This is a genomic window from Halpernia frigidisoli (genome assembly GCF_900113805.1).
Lineage (GTDB): Bacteria > Bacteroidota > Bacteroidia > Flavobacteriales > Weeksellaceae > Halpernia > Halpernia frigidisoli.
In genome coordinates this window covers 207,993-227,904 of the sequence record NZ_FOQT01000002.1, presented here as the reverse complement: position 1 = coordinate 227,904, position 19,912 = coordinate 207,993, and the positions used below count along the sequence as shown (strand labels likewise).

Genomic DNA, 19,912 nt, shown 5'->3' with positions numbered 1-19,912 from the left:
AACTATATTTATACGTTAAAATCAGGGAAAGCCAGTTACATTTTAAGATTTTGTTGGGAATGATAAATTTTTAAATTGTGTACATTTGCAAACTCAAAAAAAGTATGAATAAAATAATATTAGTTGCTGTTCTCAGTTTTTTATTAGTGTCCTGCACAACAGCGAGGGTTGACAGCCTTAATTATCTTAATAATCTGGAATCTGTAGCCACAGAAAAAGCCCTGGAAAATAAAAATCCAAGTCTTCAGATTGGGGATGAATTGATCATTATTGTCAACGCACGCGATCAGGATGTGGTTAAACCTTTTAATAAAAATTACTCTTCTTCTGCTATAATTCAGGAATCGGGAGCGAGTAAAAACACAATACCGAGTGCGCAACAGAATTTCGTAGGTCCTACTTATGTGGTGGACAGTAATAATCAGATAGATTTTCCGCTTATCGGGACTGTTGATACAAAAGGCAAAACTATTCTTGACCTTAAAAATGAATTGGAAAAAAAAATAAGCACTTATGTGAAAAACCCTACAGTCAATATCAGGATCACCAATTTCAGGATCACCGTCTTGGGTGAAGTGAGCAGACCGGGTGATTACACTGTTGCAAGTGGGAAAGCTACAGTTTTGAACGCATTGGGCTTAGCCGGAGATTTAACTATATATGGTAATAGGGATGATGTTCTGATACTTAGAACAGTAGATGGAGTTGTGACAAAAAAACGGATAGACGTTCAGGATGCAAACTTTATCAACTCTGATTTTTATGAACTAAAACAAAATGACGTTATTTTAGTTTCTGCAAATAAAACGAAGCAAAAAACAGCAAAGCTGGATCCAAATACTCCAATTTACATTTCTGTCGCCGGTATTTTAGTAACAATAATTGCCCTGATCTTCAGATAATAAAGTTTGTCATACATGAATCAAAAAAGCCTTATTGAACAGCCGGAAGCTGAATTAAACCTGCAGGAAATTATAAAACCATTTATAAGAAGATGGTATTGGTTCGCAATTTCTGCATTTATAATTTTAGCGGTCAGCTACGTTTATTTAAAATTTCAGCCTACAGTTTACAGCACAAAATCTTCAGTTTTGATCAAAGATGCCAAAAAAACACCCTCCGCGGTGGGTGATTTTGGACTGACGGATCTTTCAGGTCTTGGCGGCATCAATACCAACGGTGTTGAAAACGAGATCGAAATTTTTAAATCTAAAAAATTAATGAAAGGGGTGGTCGAAAATTTGAATTTTCAGACTTCTGTTTTCAGCAAAGGGAAATTTATTGACCGCGAACTCTACGACGATACTTCGCCTATAAAAATACAAATCATTAATGAAAAGCCAGATACAGAGCTTGTTTCTGGGCCTTTTATGCTTGATATCAAAGGTGATAAAATTGTTATAAGCGCTGAGAAATTAAAAAAATCTATTACCACAACATTTAATAAAACCATAAGTCTACCGAATGCAAATGTGATGATTTTGCGTAATCCTAAATTTAATCAAAAAAAGGCAGGTGAGATAAAGAATTTATCATTTACATATATTCCAACCTTAAATGCCGTTGACCGCTATCAGGGCTTATTGAAAGTTTCTTTAGTGAATAAAGAGGCGACTGTTATTGGTTTGACAATGGATTATCCTAACACTGAAAAGGCAAAAGCACTTTTAAATAATTTAACTGTCGTTTACAATGAAGATGCGATATCAGATAAAAACTCTGAATCTCAAAAGACAAAAGCTTTTATTGATGGTCGGATTGACTTGATTTCAAAAGAATTAGGCAATGTTGAAAATGAAAAAGAGCGTTTTAAATCTGCAAACAAAATTACAGATCTGGAGGAAGAAGCTAAAATAAGTTTGCAGACTTCCGCAGATGCCAGACAAAAACAACTTGAGCTCGAATCTCAGCTAGAATTAAACACCTATTTGATCAATAGTGTTGCAAGACAGGATATTTCAGATGTGATGCCATCCAATGTTGGTTTGATCAGTCCAAACGCTACGGCCAGTATTTCTGCATATAACCAGTTGGTGTTAGAAAGAAACCGCTTACTTGAAAATGCAACCACAAAAAATCCATTAGTAGTCGATCTTACAAAGCAAATTTCTTCGTTGAAATCTTCGGTTTTAGAAAGTCTTCAAAAAAACAGATCTGGTTTACAGCTGTCGAAAGACCAGTATGTAATGGAACAGAATAAAATTTCTGGTAAAATTACTCAGATCCCTCAACAGGAAAAACTGTTCCGAAGCATTGAAAGACAGCAGCAAATAAAAGAGAATCTTTATCTATTACTTTTGCAAAAAAGGGAGGAAACTGCTATATCTTTAGCAGTGACAGCAAACAAAGCACGTGTTGTAGATTATGCATACAGTTCTGATTCCCCGGTTGCACCAAAGAAAACGGTGTTTTTGGCGGGAGCGTTAATGGTTGGATTATTTTTACCTTTTTTATTAATTTATTTACTTGAATTATTGAATAACAAGATCAAATCTAAACATGATCTGGAAAAAATTTCTGGAATTCCTGTTTTGGCGGAAATTCCCCATGTAATGAAAAGTGGTGAAGATGTTGTTCAGATCAATGATCTGTCGCCTTTAGCAGAATCGTTTAGAATTCTGATCACAAATGCTAATTTCATATTACCGAAAAAAACTGAAGGTAAAGTGGTTTTTGTTACATCGACGACAAAAGGTGAAGGAAAAACTTTTACTTCAGTCAATCTAGTACTGACAATGGCATCGCCAAGTAAAAAAGTAATTATTATCGGTGCAGATATCAGGAATCCACAACTGCAGCGCTATAATACGGAAAGAAAAGGACTAAGCGGTCTTACCGAATATCTTTACGATGATCAGGTTGCACTTTCCGGAATTATACACCAGTCTTCATTTAATAAAAACTGTGATGTAATTTATTCGGGAAGCATTCCACCAAATCCTACAGAATTGCTACTTAATGGTAGATTTGAAATTTTGCTTAAGGAATTAAAATTGGAATATGACTATATTATTGTTGACACAGCACCTATGATGCTGGTTACAGACACTTTCTTAATAGCAGATCTTGCAGATTGCACACTTTATGTAACGAGATCAGGCTACACGGAAAAAGCTTTGATAGAATTTGTCAATAAAAACGTAACAGAAGGTAAAATTAAAAATGCAGGTTTTGTGTTAAATGATGTTCGTAAAGACTATTTCAGTTACGGTAACAAATACGGCTATGGATATAAAGCGCAGGATAAAAGCTTTCTGCAAAAAATAAAAGATAAGTTTTAAAATAGATTTAATGGAACACGATTTTAGACCTTGGGGAGAGTATTGGGTATTGGAAGATGGGGAAACCTATAAAGTAAAGCGAATTTTAGTAAACCCCGGTCAAAGGCTATCTTTGCAATACCACCACAAGCGAGCAGAAGTTTGGACTATAGTTTCCGGACTTGGCACGATCACTATTAATGAAGATATTAGGGATTATTATGTAGGTGATGTTGCGCAAATAAAGCTTGGTGCACATCACAGAATTGAAAATAAAACTTCGGAGCCCGTTGTTTTTATTGAAGTTCAATACGGGACGTACTTTGGTGAAGACGATATTGTTCGTGTCGAAGATGATTATAATAGAATTTAAATAAGATTATTTTAAAAAGTTGTTATTTTCTATAAAGTCTGTTTAAATGTTTTTTAAATAATTAAAATGCTGAAACCTCAAATCATCAGTCTTCCAAAAATTTTGGACAAACGCGGAAATTTATCTTTCTTCGAACATCCAAACCAGTTACCGTTCGAGATCGCCCGCACTTACTGGATCTACGATGTTCCGGGTGGAGAAGTGAGAGGAAGTCACGCTTTTAAGGAGCAGCAGGAATTTATTGTGGCATTATCAGGCAGTTTTGATGTAATAATAAACAATGGTGAAAAAGAAACAAAATTTTCTTTAAATAGATCTTATGATGGTTTATATGTTCCAAAAATGTACTGGCGAAGATTAGAAAATTTTTCCACTAATTCTTTGGCTTTAATTGTTTCAGACAAGCATTTCGACGCGGATGATTATATACGAGATTTTGACCGGTTTAAAACTTTAAGGAATGAAATATAATGTAGAAGACTGCACTTTGGTAGAACTTCCTATAGTTCATAATGAAAGTGGAAGTTTAACGGTATTGGAAAATGGTGATAATATTACTTTTGATATTAAAAGAATTTATTATTTGTATGATGTACCGATGGGTGCAGAAAGAGGCGGTCACTCTCATTATGACCTTCAGCAATACGTTGTTGCGGCAAGTGGTTCATTCACTTTTATCCTCGATGACGGAATGAACAAAAAAGAAATTTTCCTGAATCATCCAAATATGGCACTTCACATAAAGCCTGGAATATGGCGGGAAATGAAAGGATTTTCCAGCGGAAGTATCTGCTTGGTGTTAGCATCAATGGAATATATAGAGAATGATTATATAAGAGATTACGACGATTTTAAAAATTACCGAAAAAATGGCTAAAATTCATCCACTTGCAGACGTACAATCTCAAAATATTGGTGAAAATACCTTTATTTGGCAATTTTGTGTTGTTTTAAGAGAAGCTGTTATAGGAGATAATTGTAATATTAACTGTCAGGTTTTGATTGAAAACGATGTTGTGATCGGTGATAATGTTACAATAAAACCAGGCGTTCAGATCTGGGATGGCGTCACTTTAGAAGATAATGTGTTTATTGGTCCAAATGTGACTTTCACAAATGACCTTGTACCGAGATCAAAAAAATATCCTGAAGTTTTTGCTAAAACTTTAGTTAAAAAAGGCGCCTCAATTGGTGCGAATGCAACTATCATCGCGGGAAATGTTATTGGTGAAAACGCCCTAATTGGCGCTGGAAGTGTTGTTACAAAGAATGTCCCAGCAAATACGGTATGGTTTGGTAATCCTGCTAAACATAAGGGAAATATTGACGGTAATGGCATTATTACAAATAAAATCTAATTTAAAAAATGATTTTAAATGGAAATTTATGTGGTAAGAATGTTATTATAAGATCGGTTGTTGTTGATGATGCAGAATTTATCCTGGAATTACGGCTTAATCCTGAGCTTAACAAATACCTTAATACGACGTCACCTCAATTAGAAAAACAAAAAAATTGGATCTCCGACCAAATAAAAAAAGAAAATGATTATTATTTGATGTTATTATCAAAAAGCGGTGATAAAGTAGGAACGGGAGGAGTATACGATATTAAGGATCAAATTTTTACCTGCGGAAGGTGGATAATAAAAAAACATACCTCACCGGTTATTGCAGTTGAAAGTATTATTTTAACGTATAATTTTGCTTTCTACGATTTAAAATTGCAAAAAGCCGAATTTGAAGTAAGAAAGGATAATAAAAAAGTGATAAATTTTCATTTATCATACGGAGCAAAAATTTATAAAGAAACAGACACAGACGTATATTTCGAATTTTTTAAAGATGATTTTGAAAAAATGCTTGTCAAGTTTCAAAATTTCCATACAATTAATAAGTTATGATCAAATTTTTAGACCTACAAAAAATAAATCTTCAGTATCAGGAAGAAATTGAAGCAAAACTCTTAGAAACCTTCCGTAGCGGCTGGTATCTTTTAGGTAATGAAGTGAAAAACTTTGAAAACCATTTATCAAAATATACGGGTTCGCCAAATGCCATTGGCGTGGCAAACGGTCTGGATGCTTTAAGATTGATCTTTAAATCTTATTTAGAGCTTGGACAAATGAAATTTGGAGATGAAGTGATTGTTCCGGCAAATACTTACATCGCTTCGCTTTTAGCCATTACTGACAATCGTTTGAAACCTGTTTTTGCAGAACCGGATATTGAAAATTACAATTTAGATGTTAAAAAAATTGAAGCCCTAATTACGCCAAAAACAAAAGCAATAATGGTTGTTCATCTGTATGGACAGATTTGTTGGTCGGAAGAATTAGAAGCTTTAGCTAAAAAACACGACTTAAAGATAATTGAAGATAATGCGCAGGCGATCGGTGCAGAATGGAACGGTACAAAATCCGGAAATCTGGGTGATGCTGCAGGATTTAGTTTTTATCCGGGTAAAAATCTGGGTGCGTTGGGCGATGCCGGCGCAGTAACGTGTAAAGACGAACTTTTGGCAAAAACTATCCGGGCTATAGCGAATTATGGTTCTGATGAAAAATATGTTAATAAATATCAGGGTTTAAACAGCCGTCTGGATGAAATTCAGGCTGCTGTTCTTGATGTTAAATTAAAATATATTGACGCAGATAATGAAAAGCGCCGAAAAATAGCAGAACGTTACGTTTCGGAAATTAATAATTCAAAGATCACGCTTCCTCATTTGCCGACCGATCCAAAAGCGCATGTTTGGCATTTATTTGTCATCCGCACAGAAAATAGAAAAGATATTCAGGATAAACTTTTAGAAAAAGGAATTCAGACTTTAATTCATTATCCAATTCCGCCACACAAACAAAAAGCTTATAAATACTACAATAATTTAAGTTTTCCGATAACAGAGAAAATTCATGATGAGGTCGTGAGTTTACCTGTCAGTCCTGTGATGTCAGAAGACGAAGTTTCCGAAGTTATTTCAGCCCTAAATTCACTTTAAATGTTAAGAAAGATTCTATTCTTAATTTTAAATCCATTTTTAGCATTAAGAATTTTTATCTGCAAAATAAAATCGGTATACTACACAGCTATTTATGTTGATGATGGAGGCGGAAAAATCAGTTTAGGTGATCCTTATTTAAAATTCAAATTTATAAAAGGAAAAAATTCAAAATTTATTCTTCGAGGAACTCTGAATATTATCCCTCACATATCAGGTACAGAGAATGTTGTAATATCTTTAGCAGAAGAAAGTTTATTAGATATTAAAGGTGATTTCGTCATAGGTAATGGAGTGAGAATATTTTTGGAAAAATCTGCTTTTTTACAAATTGGCGGTAGAAGATTTGAATCTGGTTCTGGTATCACTGCAAACTCAATCGTGATGGTTAATAAAAAAATTACAATAGGAGAAGATTTTTTATGTGCGTGGCAGGTTTTTATTACAGATTCAGATTGGCACTCAATAGCAGGCCAAGAACATCAGAAAGAGGTAAAAATTGGTAATCATGTTTGGTTAGCAAACAATGTAAATATTTTGAAAGGCTCTACTATTGGAAATAATTGTATTGTAGCCGGACAAAGTAAAATTATCAATAAATCATATCCAGATAATGTTTTAGTAGCAGGTAATCCGGCAAAAATTGTGAGAGAAAATGTTTCATGGAATAGAGATATTACTAATTAGCTATTAATTAAATTTTACAATTACATATTTAAAATTTTAAAATGTCTCAGGAAAACTCTTCTTATAAACAGATATTTAAGGCAACCTCAATTTTTGGAGGTGTTCAGGTTTTTAATATTCTGATCTCAATACTCCGCGCAAAATTTATTGCGGTAATAGTCGGGCCAATTGGTATCGGTTTGTACGGACTTTTAACCTCAACAATTGGCTTGATCACTTCCGTCACCAGTTTTGGTTTGGGCGCGAGCAGTATAAAAGATATCGCTTACGCCAATGAACAAGCCGATCAGGGAAAATTACTGGAAATTTCAGGTGTGTTAAATAAACTGGTTTGGTACACAGGCGGTTTGGGGATGATTTTAACGTTAATTCTCTCGCCTCTACTTTCTAAACTGACGTTTGATAATTACGATTATACCTGGTCTTTTGTGTTACTATCAGTAACGCTTTTTCTTGGTCAGTTGACCCTTGGTAAAGATGCGGTACTACAGGGCACGAGACAACTAAAATGGCTGGCATATGCCAATATGGCAAGTTCTGTTATCTCATTGGTAGTGACTTTTCCGCTTTATTTTATTTATGGAATTAAAGGCATTGTGCCGGCGATGATCGTGATGTCTGCCATGACTTTAATTGTAACGCAGTTTTTCTATGCGAGATTAAAATTTGTTTTACCAAATCTTAATTTTAAAGAAACCTGGGCAAAAGGGCAGGGAATGCTGAAACTGGGATTTTTTTTAAGTTTAAGTGGAATTATAGCTACCGCATGCTCTTATGGTGTCAGAATTTTTATCACTCGTTTTGGCGGTCTGGAGCAGGTTGGTTTTTACACTGCGGGTTTTGGAATTATCAATTCTTACGTTGGCATCGTTTTTACAGCAATGGCTACAGATTATTTTCCTCGTTTATCTGCATCAATTTATGATAAATCAAAATTTTCATTGATAGTTAATCAGCAGGGAAATGTAGCATTAATAATTTTAGGCCCTATACTTACGGCGTTCGTGGTTTTCGTTAATTTTGCTATAATTATTTTATACAGTAGAGCATTTTTACCGACAGAATCCATGATGCAGCTTGCAATGGTTGGAATGTTTTTTAAAGCAGCGGCATGGCTGCTTGGGTTTATTGTGATTGCTAAAAATGACACAAAAGTTTTTTTTTGGAGTGAACTTGTTGCAAATATTTATCACTCAGCTTTTAGTTGTGTCGGATTCTATTTTTGGGGTTTAGAAGGGTTAGGTTACTCCTTTGGTTTAGGATATGCTTTACATTTAGTTCAAATGTATTTTATTGCCAAATTAAAATACGATTTTAAATTTAACCGCGAATTTTTAAAGATTTTCGCTGTTCAGTTTATAATTGCGCTCGCCGCTTTAATTGTCATGAAGACGATATCAAATGATTTAATTTCCTACGGAACCGGTTTACTTTTAATTATGGCAACCACCGTATTTTCAGCATATAATCTTAACCGTATTATCAACATAAAAGATCAGGTCAATAAAATTTTAAAAAAAAATAAATGATGGAGCCACTTGTAAGTTTTCTCATTTCCTGCTACAATCATTCTGCGTACGTAAGTCACACGCTGGATTCCATCAAAGCGGATTCTTACTCCAATAAACAAATTGTGATCATTGATGATGGTTCAAAAGATAATTCCGTGCAGATTATCCAAAACTGGATTAAAAATAACCCGGAAGAAAATGTGCAGTTTTCTTACAGGGAAAATAAAGGATTTTGTGCGACTCTTAATGAACTGGTGAATATTTCCGCAGGTCAATATCTTGTAGTGGTTGCCAGTGATGATTTGCTGACGAACAACACGGTTACTGAACGGGTGAAAATTTTGAAGAACAGCGATAAAACACTACTTTTATCAGATGCCGAAGTGATTGATAGCAACGGAATCGTGACGCATAAAAGTATGCTTAGAGATTTTCATAAAGCCAAAACCGAAAAGTATGCAACGGAAAAGGGAATTTTAGATGAAATACTATTTAATTTCGCTATTTCCGGCGCAGTAATGATGATGGACAGGAAAATATTCTCACTAACCGGAAAATTTCCCGAAGATCTAAAAGGTGAAGATTTTTATTTTTATATCAGTGCCGCTTCAAAAAATCAAATACTTTTTTTTGATAAAGTGGTATCCAAATATAGAATCCACGACAGCAATACGTCGGGTGAAAACCCCGCGCTCCATGCTGATGCTTTAAAAACCTATGGAAAATTATTTTTCAAAGTTCCTGGAATAAAACGTAAGGCAAAGATTATAAAGAGAGTGGCAGGTTTAATTATTTATAAAAATCTTGCAAAAGTCAAAAAATAAAGGAAATTTAAATGTAAAATTTTCCTCAAAGTATATTTCGTATGAAAGTATCCATTATCATCGTTACTTATAACACAAAAGACCTCACCAGTGCGTGTATTAATTCTGTTGTAAAATTCACAGAAAATATTGATTACGAAATTATTTTAGTCGATAATGCTTCTACAGATGGCAGTAAGGTTTATTTTGAAAATAATACTTTAATACAATATATTTATTCACCGGAAAATCTTGGTTTTGGCAGAGCCAATAATCTGGGGGCAAAAACTGCGACGGGCGACTTTTTATTTTTCCTAAATTCTGACACAGTTTTTAAGGAAAATTCAGTAGAAAAACTCCACCATTTTTTTACAGAGAACGAAGAAACTTTAAAGATAGGAAGTCTCGGCTGTACACTCATTAACAATGAAGGGCAGTTTAATGGAGATGGTTCTGTGATGCCTAGCTGTAAAACAGAAATTGAAAAACACAAAAGCGTAATACCTTTAATTAAATATTTTGCCAAAAAAGAATCCCAACAGGAACGAAACACTGAAAAGAATTTTTATGAGATCGGCTACGTTATCGGCGCAGATCTAATGATGAGGGCAGAAGTTTTTAAACAATTAAACGGTTTCGATCCGGCTTTTTTTATGTATTACGAAGAAAGTGATCTTCAGTTTCGTCTGAAAAACCTGGGTTTAAAATGTTTTATCTATTCCGGCACAGAGATCATCCATCTGGAAGATGGCAGTGGGAAAGCAATCAGACGCTATAATAACAGAAAGAGAATAATAGTGCACACCAGCAAAAATATTTTTTTGAGGAAAAATGATCCCGATAATTTTGGTGCGTACAAATACTGGGATAAATTTTATTTATATCTTAGCGGTTTTAGTAAAAATTACACCAAAGAGGAAAAAGCAGAATTTGAAACTGCAGTTAGAAAAACGTATTAATATGAAGGTAGCCTTATTAGGAAGTAAAGATTTTGACAGTTTAGAATACCATTTACAGGATTCTCTGGTTTTTTTAGGTCATGAGGTTTTTCATATTGACATTAAAGATGTCGTTAAAATTCCTTACCGTTTCAATTATTGGGCAACAAAACTCTTCCCCAAATATGATCTTTCAGTTTTTAAAAAAATAGCAGAAAAGATCGTGGAGCAAAAGCCGGATCTTGTGATAGGAACTTACCGCTTTATAAATCCGGAATGTATCCGGATGATAAAAACAGCCCTCCCAAATACTCCTGTTTTTCATATCAATCCGGATCAGCTCACAACGCTGGAGCATCAGCAGATCTTTGCCTCACCTTATGATGCCTATTTTACAAAAGATCACTTTATGGTTGATTTTATGAAAAATAAAATGAACCTTAATACGCATTATTTACCCGAAGCTCTAAATGCAAGGCTTCATGTACCGCCCGCAGAGACTGACCGAAAATTGTTGGAAGATAAAATAAATATTGATGTAGTGGGTTTTGGTACCATGTATCCATACCGTGCTGCGATGGTTTCTGAACTTATTAAAAATGGTTTGGAAGTCAGTTTATTTGGAACGCCGGATAAAAGATTTCCCCGGAAGGAAATTGAAGATAATTTCCAGAACGAATTTATTACCGGAAAGCGAAAATCCGAAGTTCTGTATGGTTCAAAAGTGATTTTTAACAACTTTCATTACGCCGAAATTACCTCAGCTAATGTGAAATTTTTTGAAATTTATGGTATTGGCGGTTTCCAGATCTGCGATTATAAACCTGCTTTGCAGGAATATTCTGCGGTTGATGTAGAGAAATTTACTTACAAAACTATTGGCGAAGCAGTAGAAAAAATAAAATATTATCTGGTTCACCCTGAAGAGCGCTACAGCATTGCAGATCAGCAAATTAAGCATTTTCATAAAAACCATACTTATGAGCACAGAATAAAAGAAGTTCTGGGTTTTTTATAACGTACTTTTATTATGAATTTTAAATTCTCTTTAAAATATTATCAGTTATCGCTTTTTTTCGTGTGGTTTATTTTTTTAAGCCGGGCGGTTTATCTGATGATCGTAACGGACCGTAGTTTTATTTTTTTTGAACTGATACTTTCCGCTGTAATAACCCAGCTTTCTGTGGGTTCTTTCTTGCACACCGCTTATAAATATAAGATGGTCAGGTTTATAAATGTTTTTAAAATTGCGGCATTTGTTTATCTAAATTTAAATTATCTCAGCATTGCAGATAATATCGATTCTGCTGAGAACAGTTTTTTCCAGTTTTATTTCATCAATCCTGATTATGTGATCAGAAGTCTTTTGACCATCATCATCGGAATGCTTGCGCTTGATTTTGCTGATCTTCTTTTCAGATTAAAATTAAAGAAGCTGAGCCTTATAAAAAGCCGGATCACTTTTTCAGCAACTTCCAATCTGGTTTTAAAAAGGAAAAACTTATTTATAATTATATCTTACATCTACCTTTTTATTCTTATTGTAATGGTTGCCACCGGTATATCAGGTTATGCGGATAGTGTCGAAAATATTGAAGGCGCAGCGTTAGGTCCATTTTCCGCCGTATTACAGTTTTACGGTTTTCTTGCGCCGATGATCATCCTTAGCTATCTTGCGGTTGTGTTTTTAAATAAAGACAAGGATTTAAGATTTAACAGATATTTCAAAATATTTTTTATATTATATATCTTTTCTACATTATATGCTGGTTCCAAAGGGCCTGTTATTATAATTTGCATACAATTGCTGTTGTTTTATTTGGCGGCAGGTAACAAGTTTCCTAAAGTTATTGTGCTTGTGGCAATACCTATTGTGCTACTTGTTTTTCCCGTTGTTACACAATACCGCGATCAGTTGCGTACAGATACAGGGAAAAGTCGCTTGGAACTTTTGGGCAATGCAGTAAACTCCACAATAACGGGTAGCGAAAAGAAATCTGAAAGCAATGAATCTACGGGAAAGGCATTGAATAGCAGACTTTCTATGTTCAATATTTTTGTTTACTCGGTTGAAAATGAACAACTTTGGACGGAATATAAACACATGGATAGATATCCGTATCTTCCTGTCTCGTTCGTGCCCAGACAGCTTATTCCAAGTAAACCAACGAGCGACATAGGTGCAAAATTAAATTACATGGTTTTGGGTCTTTTGGGAAGTTCCGTTACACCTACCACATTTGGATGGGCTTATTTTGAGGGAGGTGAAGTGTATGTTTTTATCAGTTTTTTTTTATTGGGATGCTTTTTAAGTTATATCCAGTATTATTTACCCACAAAAACGCCTTTTTACTTTGTCTATTCTTTGGTAACGCTTTTTAACATGATCACCGTCGAAAATGATATTTACTTCATGATCGCAGGACAACTGATAAGTATTTTTGTCTGTCTTGTTTTTGTCAAAATTTTCTTTAAAAATGAAAGAAAAGATGTTACGGAATTGGTATATGAATATTAAAACTTTTTTCATGCTCTGTTAGTGATCTGATTTCAAAGCAATCTTTTTTTAAAAAACCAGAACAATGTATTTTTATTTTATCACAATTTTACTGCTTTTTGTTCCGGTTTTTTTAGAAATACTTTTTCCAAAATTAACAGCAAAACCGCTTTACAAAAATCTATTGATCATATTCGCCGTCGGGATATGTATTCTGGAACTCGGCTTTCGCTGGGAAACAGGCACAGACTGGAAGCAATACATAAGGCATTTCTACACACAAAATTTATCCACCCCTTTAGTTAATAATGAAAATGGTTATGAGCCCGGCTACAATTTGATTGTTTCCTGTGTTAAATTTGCCATTTCTGATTATACTTTCTTTTTACTTGTTCATGCCACGCTTTTTTTTCTGCTTTTGCAGAAAACCTACCGCTATTTTACCCCTTATTTTTTTGTAGCAATTGTTATTTTTTATGCCACATTCATGGGAACCTGGGGCGCAAATCGCCAGTTTTTAGCCGCGGCATTTGGTCTTTTAAGTGTCTTTTATCTTTATGAAAAAAAATTATGGGCTTATTTTCTTTGCATTCTGATTGCTTTTCAGTTTCATACATCTTCAATTCTCCTTATTTCTTTCGTTTTTTTAACAAAAAAATTAGACAGTCGGTTGATGATTTTGGCTGTTGCACTTTCTTTAATGGTTGGCTACACCCAACTTCCTTTCAAAATTTTTACATTTTTTGGTAGTTTCAGTGATTATTCAGCTTTTAAAGTCAAGCAGTATCTTGATATTGCCGCGCATGATTCTAAACCTATTTCTACCTTAGGATTTTTGAAGAGGATTACAATTTTTACTTTCTTTTTTATTTTAAGAGAAAGAATTTTAAAATTACAGCCGAAGTTCACGCTAATCTTCAATATTTATTTTTTAAGTCTGTGCTTTTATTTAATATTTGCAAAAACTTTAACGGTAATGATCAGCAGGGGAAGTTTTTACTTCAATATCTTTGAACCTGTTCTCCTTTCCTATGTTTTTTACTTACTAAAGAGTAAAAAAATGATTTTGATAACAGCTTGTCTTTTTTTAATATACAGTCTAGTAGTGGTTAATAGATCTATTGGTGTTTATCCCGATCTTTTTGTTCCCTACAAAACCCTTTTCTTTAACTCAGATTACCACCGAAATATGCATTAATATGAAAATACATTTTTTTAACCGACAATTCATTGCTGAAAGGATCAGTATCGAAAAGGTGTTTTCCGTCATACAATTGCAGTTACGTGAAAAAGGTTTTATTGTTAAAATTATTAATAATCCTTTTCCACTCTCCCAAATGTTTAAAGCCATGTGGTTCTTTAAAAAAAATCAGGGCGATATTAATCATATTACTGGCGATATTCATTGGGCAGCTATATTTCTGAATAATAATAAAACAGTTCTTACCATTCACGATAATGTGAGCGCCGACAGTTATAATTCCTGGTGGAAAAAGCAAATGTATCTTTTAATTTGGATCTATCTACCCGTCTGGAAATTAAAATATATCACGGTAATTTCTCAAAAAACCAAAGATGAGATTTTAAAATATTGCCCGAACGCTGAAAATAAAATCAGGGTCATTCCCAATCCGCTTACTTTCGGTTTATTCAAAAGAGAAGTTGTTGAAAAATCTGCGGAAGAAACAAATTTACTTTTGGTCGGGACGAGAAGTAATAAAAATATTGAGCGCGTTTTGCAGGCTTCAAAAAATTTGAAATGCCATATCACAATTGTTGGAGAATTGAGCGATGAACAGACAAAATTAATTGCAGAAAGTTCTGCCAAATTTTCCTTAAAAAAGTTTATATCTGATCAGGAACTGGAGCAACTTTACCAGATTTCAGATATTTTGTGCTTTCCGTCTTTATACGAGGGTTTTGGAATGCCCATCATAGAAGCGCAAGCCGCAGGTTGTACCGTGATCACTTCTGATGTTGAACCAATGAAATCCGTTGCCGGCAATGCTGCTTTATTGGTAGATCCGCTTGACAAAGATGATATTGAAAATAAACTTGGATTATTGATAAATGATTTAAATTTGCGCCGTGAACTTGTGCAAAAAGGTTTTGCAAATGCAAAGCGCTTTCTACCGGAAGAGATCACGCAGAAATATATTAATTTATACAAAGAAATAGCAGATGGAGCCGGAATTATTGATTGATGCCATGTACATAAACAACAGTGGCGGAAAGATTTTACTCGATTATCTTATTGTCGAACTGGAAAAAAGCGGTAAAAAGGTATTTTATCTTTTAGATAAAAGGGTAGAGGATTCTGTGCCTTATTTGAAAGATACAAGGAACGAAGTTTTGTTTTTGGAAGGCTCTATTGTTAAAAGACATTTTTTTTACAGAAAATTTAAAGACCGTTTTTCTTCAGTTCTCTGCTTCGGCGATCTTCCACCAAATATCCGTTTGAAAGCAAAAGTGTTCACTTATTTTCATCAGCAGCTTTACATTAAAGTACCGAAAGATACGCCTACGGTTCATAAAATTATGTTTTCCTTAAAAAGAATGGTTCTGCGCTTTTTATTTAAAAATACAGATTACTGGATTCTTCAAACGGATGTCATAAAGAAAAATTTTCAGAATAAATACCACAGCAAAGATGAAACGCTATTAATTTTGCCTTACTTTCCGGAAATTAAAAAAGTCGAAAATGTGACGCGTGAAAAAAACAGTTTTGTCTTCATCAGCAGTGCGCCTCCACATAAAAACCATGTCAGATTGATCAACGCTTTTTGCGCCTTTTATGATGAAAATAAATCTGGCAAGCTGATCATCACCGTAAGTGAGGATTTTGCAGAACTTTGCACAATGGTTCAGGAAAAAAAGCAGGCCAATTATCCGATAGAAAATATTGGCTTTGTTGACCGCGATTCTTTAGGTAAAATTTACCAATCCTGTGAATTTCTGATCTTTCCTTCTTTAGCCGAAAGTTTCGGTCTTGGTATTGTGGAAGCCATAGAAAATGGTTGTAAAGTGATTGGTGCAGATTTGCCATATATTTATGCCGTTTGTGAACCAACGCTCACTTTTGACCCTTTGGATGAAAATTCTATAAAAGATGCTTTTTCTTATGCGGTGACTTCAGAAACGAAAATGTCGAAAAGTTTAGTAGAAAATAATATTAAGGAATTAATAGAAATTTTATAAAACATTTTTAAAACAAACTAAAATTTGATGATAAAACTATAATTAGATTACAAAGTTTTATTGAAAATACTATATTTATAGCAGATTTTTAAAGTAACGGTAATTAATGATGAGGCAAAAGCAGATTTGTACTAAAACTATAATGGACACGACCGATATCGGAATCACCTTTAATGAAAAAGGTTAAAGTGATCATTACATTAACTTTCAAAAAAATATTCTTCCCCACTGGAATTATGGCGAAGGAAAAATTGATGAGTTAATGAAAATTGCTGCAAAAATCAAAAAAAACCGAAAAAATGATGATTTTGACTGTATAATTGGTGTCAGCGGCGGTTTAGACAGTTCGTATGCATTGTATGTCGCAAAAGAAATCATGGGACTTAGGCCTTTAGCATTTCATGTTGATGCTGGTTGGAACACGGATCATGCCGTTAGTAATATTGAAAATCTCGTAAATAATTTAAAAGTAGATCTCTACACAGAAGTGATCAACTGGGAAGAAATGAAAGATCTGCAGATCGCTTTTTTCAAATCTCAGATCCCGGATCAGGATCTTCCGCAGGATATAGCATTTTTCTCTGCGCTTTACGCTTTTGCAAAAAAGAATAAAATAGAATATGTTATTACAGGTGGTAATTACAGCACGGAATGCTGCAAAGAACCGGAGGAATGGGGCGCTTATCCAGGTATCGATAAAAAATTGATATTAGATATTCATTCAAAATTTGGCAGAATAAAACTAAAAACATTTCCAATAATTGATATTCTAAGATATAAAATTTATTATAAATATTTTTTTGGAATGAAGGTATTTAAACCGCTTAATTATGTGGTTTACAAAAAAGCTGAGGCAGAAAAACTGCTTAATGAAAAATTTAACTGGAAACCTTTTCAACACAAACATCACGAATCCCGCTTCACAAGATTCTTTGAAGACTATTGGTTACAGAAAAAATTTGGTTATGATCGCAGAAAAGCGCATTTCTCCAGTTTAATTATGACTAAACAAATGACAAGAGAAGAAGCGCTTGAAAAGATCACCAAACCGGAACTTTCACCAGAATTTCATCAAAAAGAATTTGGATACATTGCCGATAAATTAAATATTACCCGAGCAGAACTTCAAAATTTATTTGCAGCTAAAAATAAAACCTTTAATGATTATAAAAATAAAAAATGGCTTATAAATCTCGGTTCTGGTGTTTTGACCAGACTGGGAATTGAAAAAAGACTATTCCGATGATCACAATTATAGATTACGGTTTGGGAAATATTAAAGCAATTTCAAATGTTTATGAAAATTTTAATATTAAAACTAAAATTGCAAAAAGTAAAGATGATTTAGAAGATGCCCAACGCATTATTTTACCGGGCGTTGGTCATTTTGATCATGCGATGGATCTTTTAAATAAATCCGGCATGAGAACAAAATTAGATGAACTCATTTTGATACAAAAAAAACCGATATTAGGTATTTGTGTTGGAATGCAGATCATGGCCAATTCAAGTGAAGAGGGAATTCAGCCAGGTCTTAAATATATGGATGCTGAAGTGAAGAAATTTGATGTTTCAAAAATTAAACACCAGACAAAAATTCCTCACATGGGTTGGAATAATGTTAAAAATAGTAATGGTGATGCGCTTTTTAACGAAATTGAAATTGATGCATCATTTTATTTTTTACACAGTTACCATGTAGTTTGCAAAAATGAAAATGAGGCAATATCAGTAACAGATTACGAAGGAAAATTTATCTCTGTATTCAGGAAAAATCATATTTTTGGTGTGCAATTTCATCCTGAAAAAAGTCATAGGGCCGGTGAATTATTATTGCGTAATTTTGCAAAAATTTAAAAAAACGCTTTTATGCTAAAACCTCGGATTATTCCCAGTCTTTTACTGCATGAAAATGGTTTGGTTAAAACTGTAAATTTTAAGAATCCAAAATACATTGGAGATCCTATAAACGCAGTAAAAATATTTAATGAAAAGGAGGCAGATGAACTGGTTATTTTTGATTTTGATGCTACGGTAAAAAATATTGAACCAGATTTTAGTTTAATTCAGCGGATAGCAAGTCAGTCAAGAATGCCTGTTTGTTATGGCGGCGGTATAAAAAATTATGAACAGGCGCAGCGAATTCTAAATTTAGGAATAGAAAAAGTTGCATTATCGTCCGCGGTTTTGCAAAACCCAAAATTGATCACTGAAATCGCTGAACGCGTTGGATCTCAAAGTGTGGTAATTGTTTTAGACATAAAGAAAAAACTGTTTGGCGGTTATGAAGTTTATACGCATAACGGGAAAAAATCGACCGGAATTGACCCTTTTGATTTTATAATGAAAGCTGAAAAATCAGGTGCAGGCGAGATCGTGATAAATTCGATTGACAAAGATGGGGAAATGACAGGTTTTGATCTGGTATTATTAAAAAAATCACGGGAAATGAGTACCTTGCCCATGACATTTTTGGGTGGCGCAGGTTCTTTGGACGATCTAGCGATAGTAATAAAAGAGCAAAAAATAGTGGGCGTTGCAGCGGGCAGTTTATTTTTATTTAAAGGAAAATATAAAGCGGTTCTCATCAACTATCCAAATAAAGAAGAAAAAGAAATATTATTCACATAAGATTATGAAAATTAAAGATAAAACCCTCCTGATCACTGGCGGTACAGGTTCATTCGGAACTGCTGTACTAAACAGATTTCTGCAAACTGATCATTTTAAAGAGATCCGTATTTTTTCACGTGATGAAAAAAAGCAGGATGACATGAGGAATTTTTATAAAAATGATAAAATTAAATATTACATCGGCGATGTGCGCGATTTCAATAGTGTTGAGTATGCCGCAAGAGATGTAGATTACGTTTTTCATGCCGCAGCCTTAAAACAGGTTCCTTCCTGTGAATTTTTCCCCATGGAAGCTGTGAAAACAAATGTTGTTGGAACACAAAATGTGATCCGCGCTGCAGCTCAAAATAAAGTTCAGAAAGTGATCTGTCTTTCCACAGATAAGGCCGCTTATCCGATTAATGCAATGGGAATCTCAAAAGCAATGATGGAAAAAGTAGCTGTTGCGGAAGCCAGAAATTTAACAGAAACCACAGTTTGCCTTACCCGTTATGGAAATGTGATGGCATCTCGCGGTTCAGTAATTCCATTATTTTTAAACCAGATCGAGACTGGACAGGATATAACGATCACTGATCCAAACATGACAAGATTTTTAATGTCGCTGGATGAAGCCGTAGAATTAGTACTTTTCGCTTTTGAAAACGGAAATGCAGGCGATCTTTTTGTTAATAAAGCGCCGGCTGCCACAATTGGTGATCTGGCAAAAGCTGTATTAGAATTGAAAAATGCTAAAAATACAGTAAAAATAATAGGAACGCGTCACGGTGAAAAACTTTATGAAACGCTTTGCACCCGTGAAGAAATGATAAAAGCAGAAGATATGGGTGATTTTTATAGAATTCCGGCCGATAACAGAGATCTGAATTATGCCAAATATTTTTCTGAAGGAAGTGAGGTTTTACCAGAAGTTGAAGATTACAATTCTCACAATACACAAAGAGAAAATGTCGAAGGCGTGAAAATTCTACTAAAAAAGCTGGATCTTTTTCAGGATTAAAAATTAAGTCG

21 protein-coding genes are annotated in these 19,912 nt (G+C 34.1%); all 21 read left to right on the top strand.

The window, feature by feature from the left end; genetic code table 11:
* Nucleotides 1-104 precede the first annotated feature (104 nt).
* Nucleotides 105-902, top strand: a complete 798-nt coding sequence (locus tag BM238_RS06180; protein WP_090079335.1) for a polysaccharide biosynthesis/export family protein — start codon at nucleotides 105-107, stop codon at nucleotides 900-902.
* A gap of 15 nt (nucleotides 903-917) precedes the next feature.
* Nucleotides 918-3,281, top strand: a complete 2,364-nt coding sequence (locus BM238_RS06175; protein WP_090079334.1) for a GumC family protein — start codon at nucleotides 918-920, stop codon at nucleotides 3,279-3,281.
* A 10-nt stretch (nucleotides 3,282-3,291) separates the two neighbouring features.
* Nucleotides 3,292-3,633, top strand: coding sequence for a phosphomannose isomerase type II C-terminal cupin domain (locus BM238_RS06170; protein ID WP_090079333.1), 342 nt, complete (start codon nucleotides 3,292-3,294; stop codon nucleotides 3,631-3,633).
* A 66-nt stretch (nucleotides 3,634-3,699) separates the two neighbouring features.
* Nucleotides 3,700-4,104 carry a sugar 3,4-ketoisomerase gene (locus BM238_RS06165; RefSeq protein ID WP_090079332.1) on the top strand — a complete coding sequence of 135 codons (405 nt, stop codon included), beginning with the start codon at nucleotides 3,700-3,702 and terminating at the stop codon, nucleotides 4,102-4,104.
* Nucleotides 4,094-4,510: a sugar 3,4-ketoisomerase gene (locus BM238_RS06160; protein ID WP_090079331.1), complete on the top strand. Its 417-nt coding sequence runs from the start codon at nucleotides 4,094-4,096 to the stop codon at nucleotides 4,508-4,510. The genes BM238_RS06165 and BM238_RS06160 overlap by 11 nt, the downstream gene beginning before the upstream one ends.
* Nucleotides 4,503-4,991, top strand: coding sequence for an acyltransferase (locus tag BM238_RS06155; protein WP_090079330.1), 489 nt, complete (start codon nucleotides 4,503-4,505; stop codon nucleotides 4,989-4,991). Before BM238_RS06160 ends, BM238_RS06155 begins: the two co-directional genes overlap by 8 nt.
* A gap of 8 nt (nucleotides 4,992-4,999) precedes the next feature.
* Nucleotides 5,000-5,536, top strand: a complete 537-nt coding sequence (locus tag BM238_RS06150; protein WP_090079329.1) for a GNAT family N-acetyltransferase — start codon at nucleotides 5,000-5,002, stop codon at nucleotides 5,534-5,536.
* On the top strand, nucleotides 5,533-6,633 hold the full coding sequence (locus BM238_RS06145) for a DegT/DnrJ/EryC1/StrS family aminotransferase (RefSeq protein WP_090079328.1): 1,101 nt from the start codon (nucleotides 5,533-5,535) through the stop codon (nucleotides 6,631-6,633). The genes BM238_RS06150 and BM238_RS06145 overlap by 4 nt, the downstream gene beginning before the upstream one ends.
* Nucleotides 6,634-7,320: an acyltransferase gene (locus tag BM238_RS06140; RefSeq protein ID WP_090079327.1), complete on the top strand. Its 687-nt coding sequence runs from the start codon at nucleotides 6,634-6,636 to the stop codon at nucleotides 7,318-7,320.
* A 41-nt stretch (nucleotides 7,321-7,361) separates the two neighbouring features.
* Complete coding sequence (locus BM238_RS06135) at nucleotides 7,362-8,849, top strand: O-antigen translocase (RefSeq protein WP_090079326.1); 1,488 nt, start codon at nucleotides 7,362-7,364, stop codon at nucleotides 8,847-8,849.
* Nucleotides 8,846-9,655: a glycosyltransferase gene (locus BM238_RS06130; protein WP_090079325.1), complete on the top strand. Its 810-nt coding sequence runs from the start codon at nucleotides 8,846-8,848 to the stop codon at nucleotides 9,653-9,655. Before BM238_RS06135 ends, BM238_RS06130 begins: the two co-directional genes overlap by 4 nt.
* A gap of 41 nt (nucleotides 9,656-9,696) precedes the next feature.
* Nucleotides 9,697-10,593, top strand: coding sequence for a glycosyltransferase family 2 protein (locus BM238_RS06125; protein WP_090079324.1), 897 nt, complete (start codon nucleotides 9,697-9,699; stop codon nucleotides 10,591-10,593).
* Between the two features lies 1 nt (nucleotide 10,594).
* Nucleotides 10,595-11,590 carry a CgeB family protein gene (locus tag BM238_RS06120; RefSeq protein ID WP_090079323.1) on the top strand — a complete coding sequence of 332 codons (996 nt, stop codon included), beginning with the start codon at nucleotides 10,595-10,597 and terminating at the stop codon, nucleotides 11,588-11,590.
* A 12-nt stretch (nucleotides 11,591-11,602) separates the two neighbouring features.
* Nucleotides 11,603-13,090: an oligosaccharide repeat unit polymerase gene (locus BM238_RS06115; protein WP_090079322.1), complete on the top strand. Its 1,488-nt coding sequence runs from the start codon at nucleotides 11,603-11,605 to the stop codon at nucleotides 13,088-13,090.
* A gap of 64 nt (nucleotides 13,091-13,154) precedes the next feature.
* Complete coding sequence (locus BM238_RS06110) at nucleotides 13,155-14,267, top strand: EpsG family protein (protein WP_090079321.1); 1,113 nt, start codon at nucleotides 13,155-13,157, stop codon at nucleotides 14,265-14,267.
* Nucleotide 14,268: 1 nt separating this feature from the next.
* Nucleotides 14,269-15,273, top strand: coding sequence for a glycosyltransferase family 4 protein (locus tag BM238_RS06105; RefSeq protein ID WP_090079320.1), 1,005 nt, complete (start codon nucleotides 14,269-14,271; stop codon nucleotides 15,271-15,273).
* The gene (locus tag BM238_RS06100; protein WP_090079319.1) at nucleotides 15,251-16,267 is read left to right on the top strand and encodes a glycosyltransferase; all 1,017 of its coding nucleotides are present in this window, start codon (nucleotides 15,251-15,253) and stop codon (nucleotides 16,265-16,267) included. Before BM238_RS06105 ends, BM238_RS06100 begins: the two co-directional genes overlap by 23 nt.
* Nucleotides 16,268-16,466: 199 nt before the next feature.
* Entirely contained in the window at nucleotides 16,467-17,513 is a 1,047-nt protein-coding gene (locus BM238_RS06095) for an N-acetyl sugar amidotransferase (protein ID WP_317040682.1), read from the top strand.
* A complete protein-coding gene (gene hisH, locus BM238_RS06090; RefSeq protein WP_090079318.1) occupies nucleotides 17,510-18,124 on the top strand; it encodes an imidazole glycerol phosphate synthase subunit HisH in 615 nt (204 codons plus the stop codon). The genes BM238_RS06095 and hisH overlap by 4 nt, the downstream gene beginning before the upstream one ends.
* 12 nt (nucleotides 18,125-18,136) lie before the next feature.
* Nucleotides 18,137-18,898, top strand: coding sequence for an AglZ/HisF2 family acetamidino modification protein (locus tag BM238_RS06085; protein WP_090079317.1), 762 nt, complete (start codon nucleotides 18,137-18,139; stop codon nucleotides 18,896-18,898).
* A 4-nt stretch (nucleotides 18,899-18,902) separates the two neighbouring features.
* Entirely contained in the window at nucleotides 18,903-19,901 is a 999-nt protein-coding gene (locus BM238_RS06080; protein ID WP_090079316.1) for a polysaccharide biosynthesis protein, read from the top strand.
* Nucleotides 19,902-19,912 lie beyond the last annotated feature (11 nt).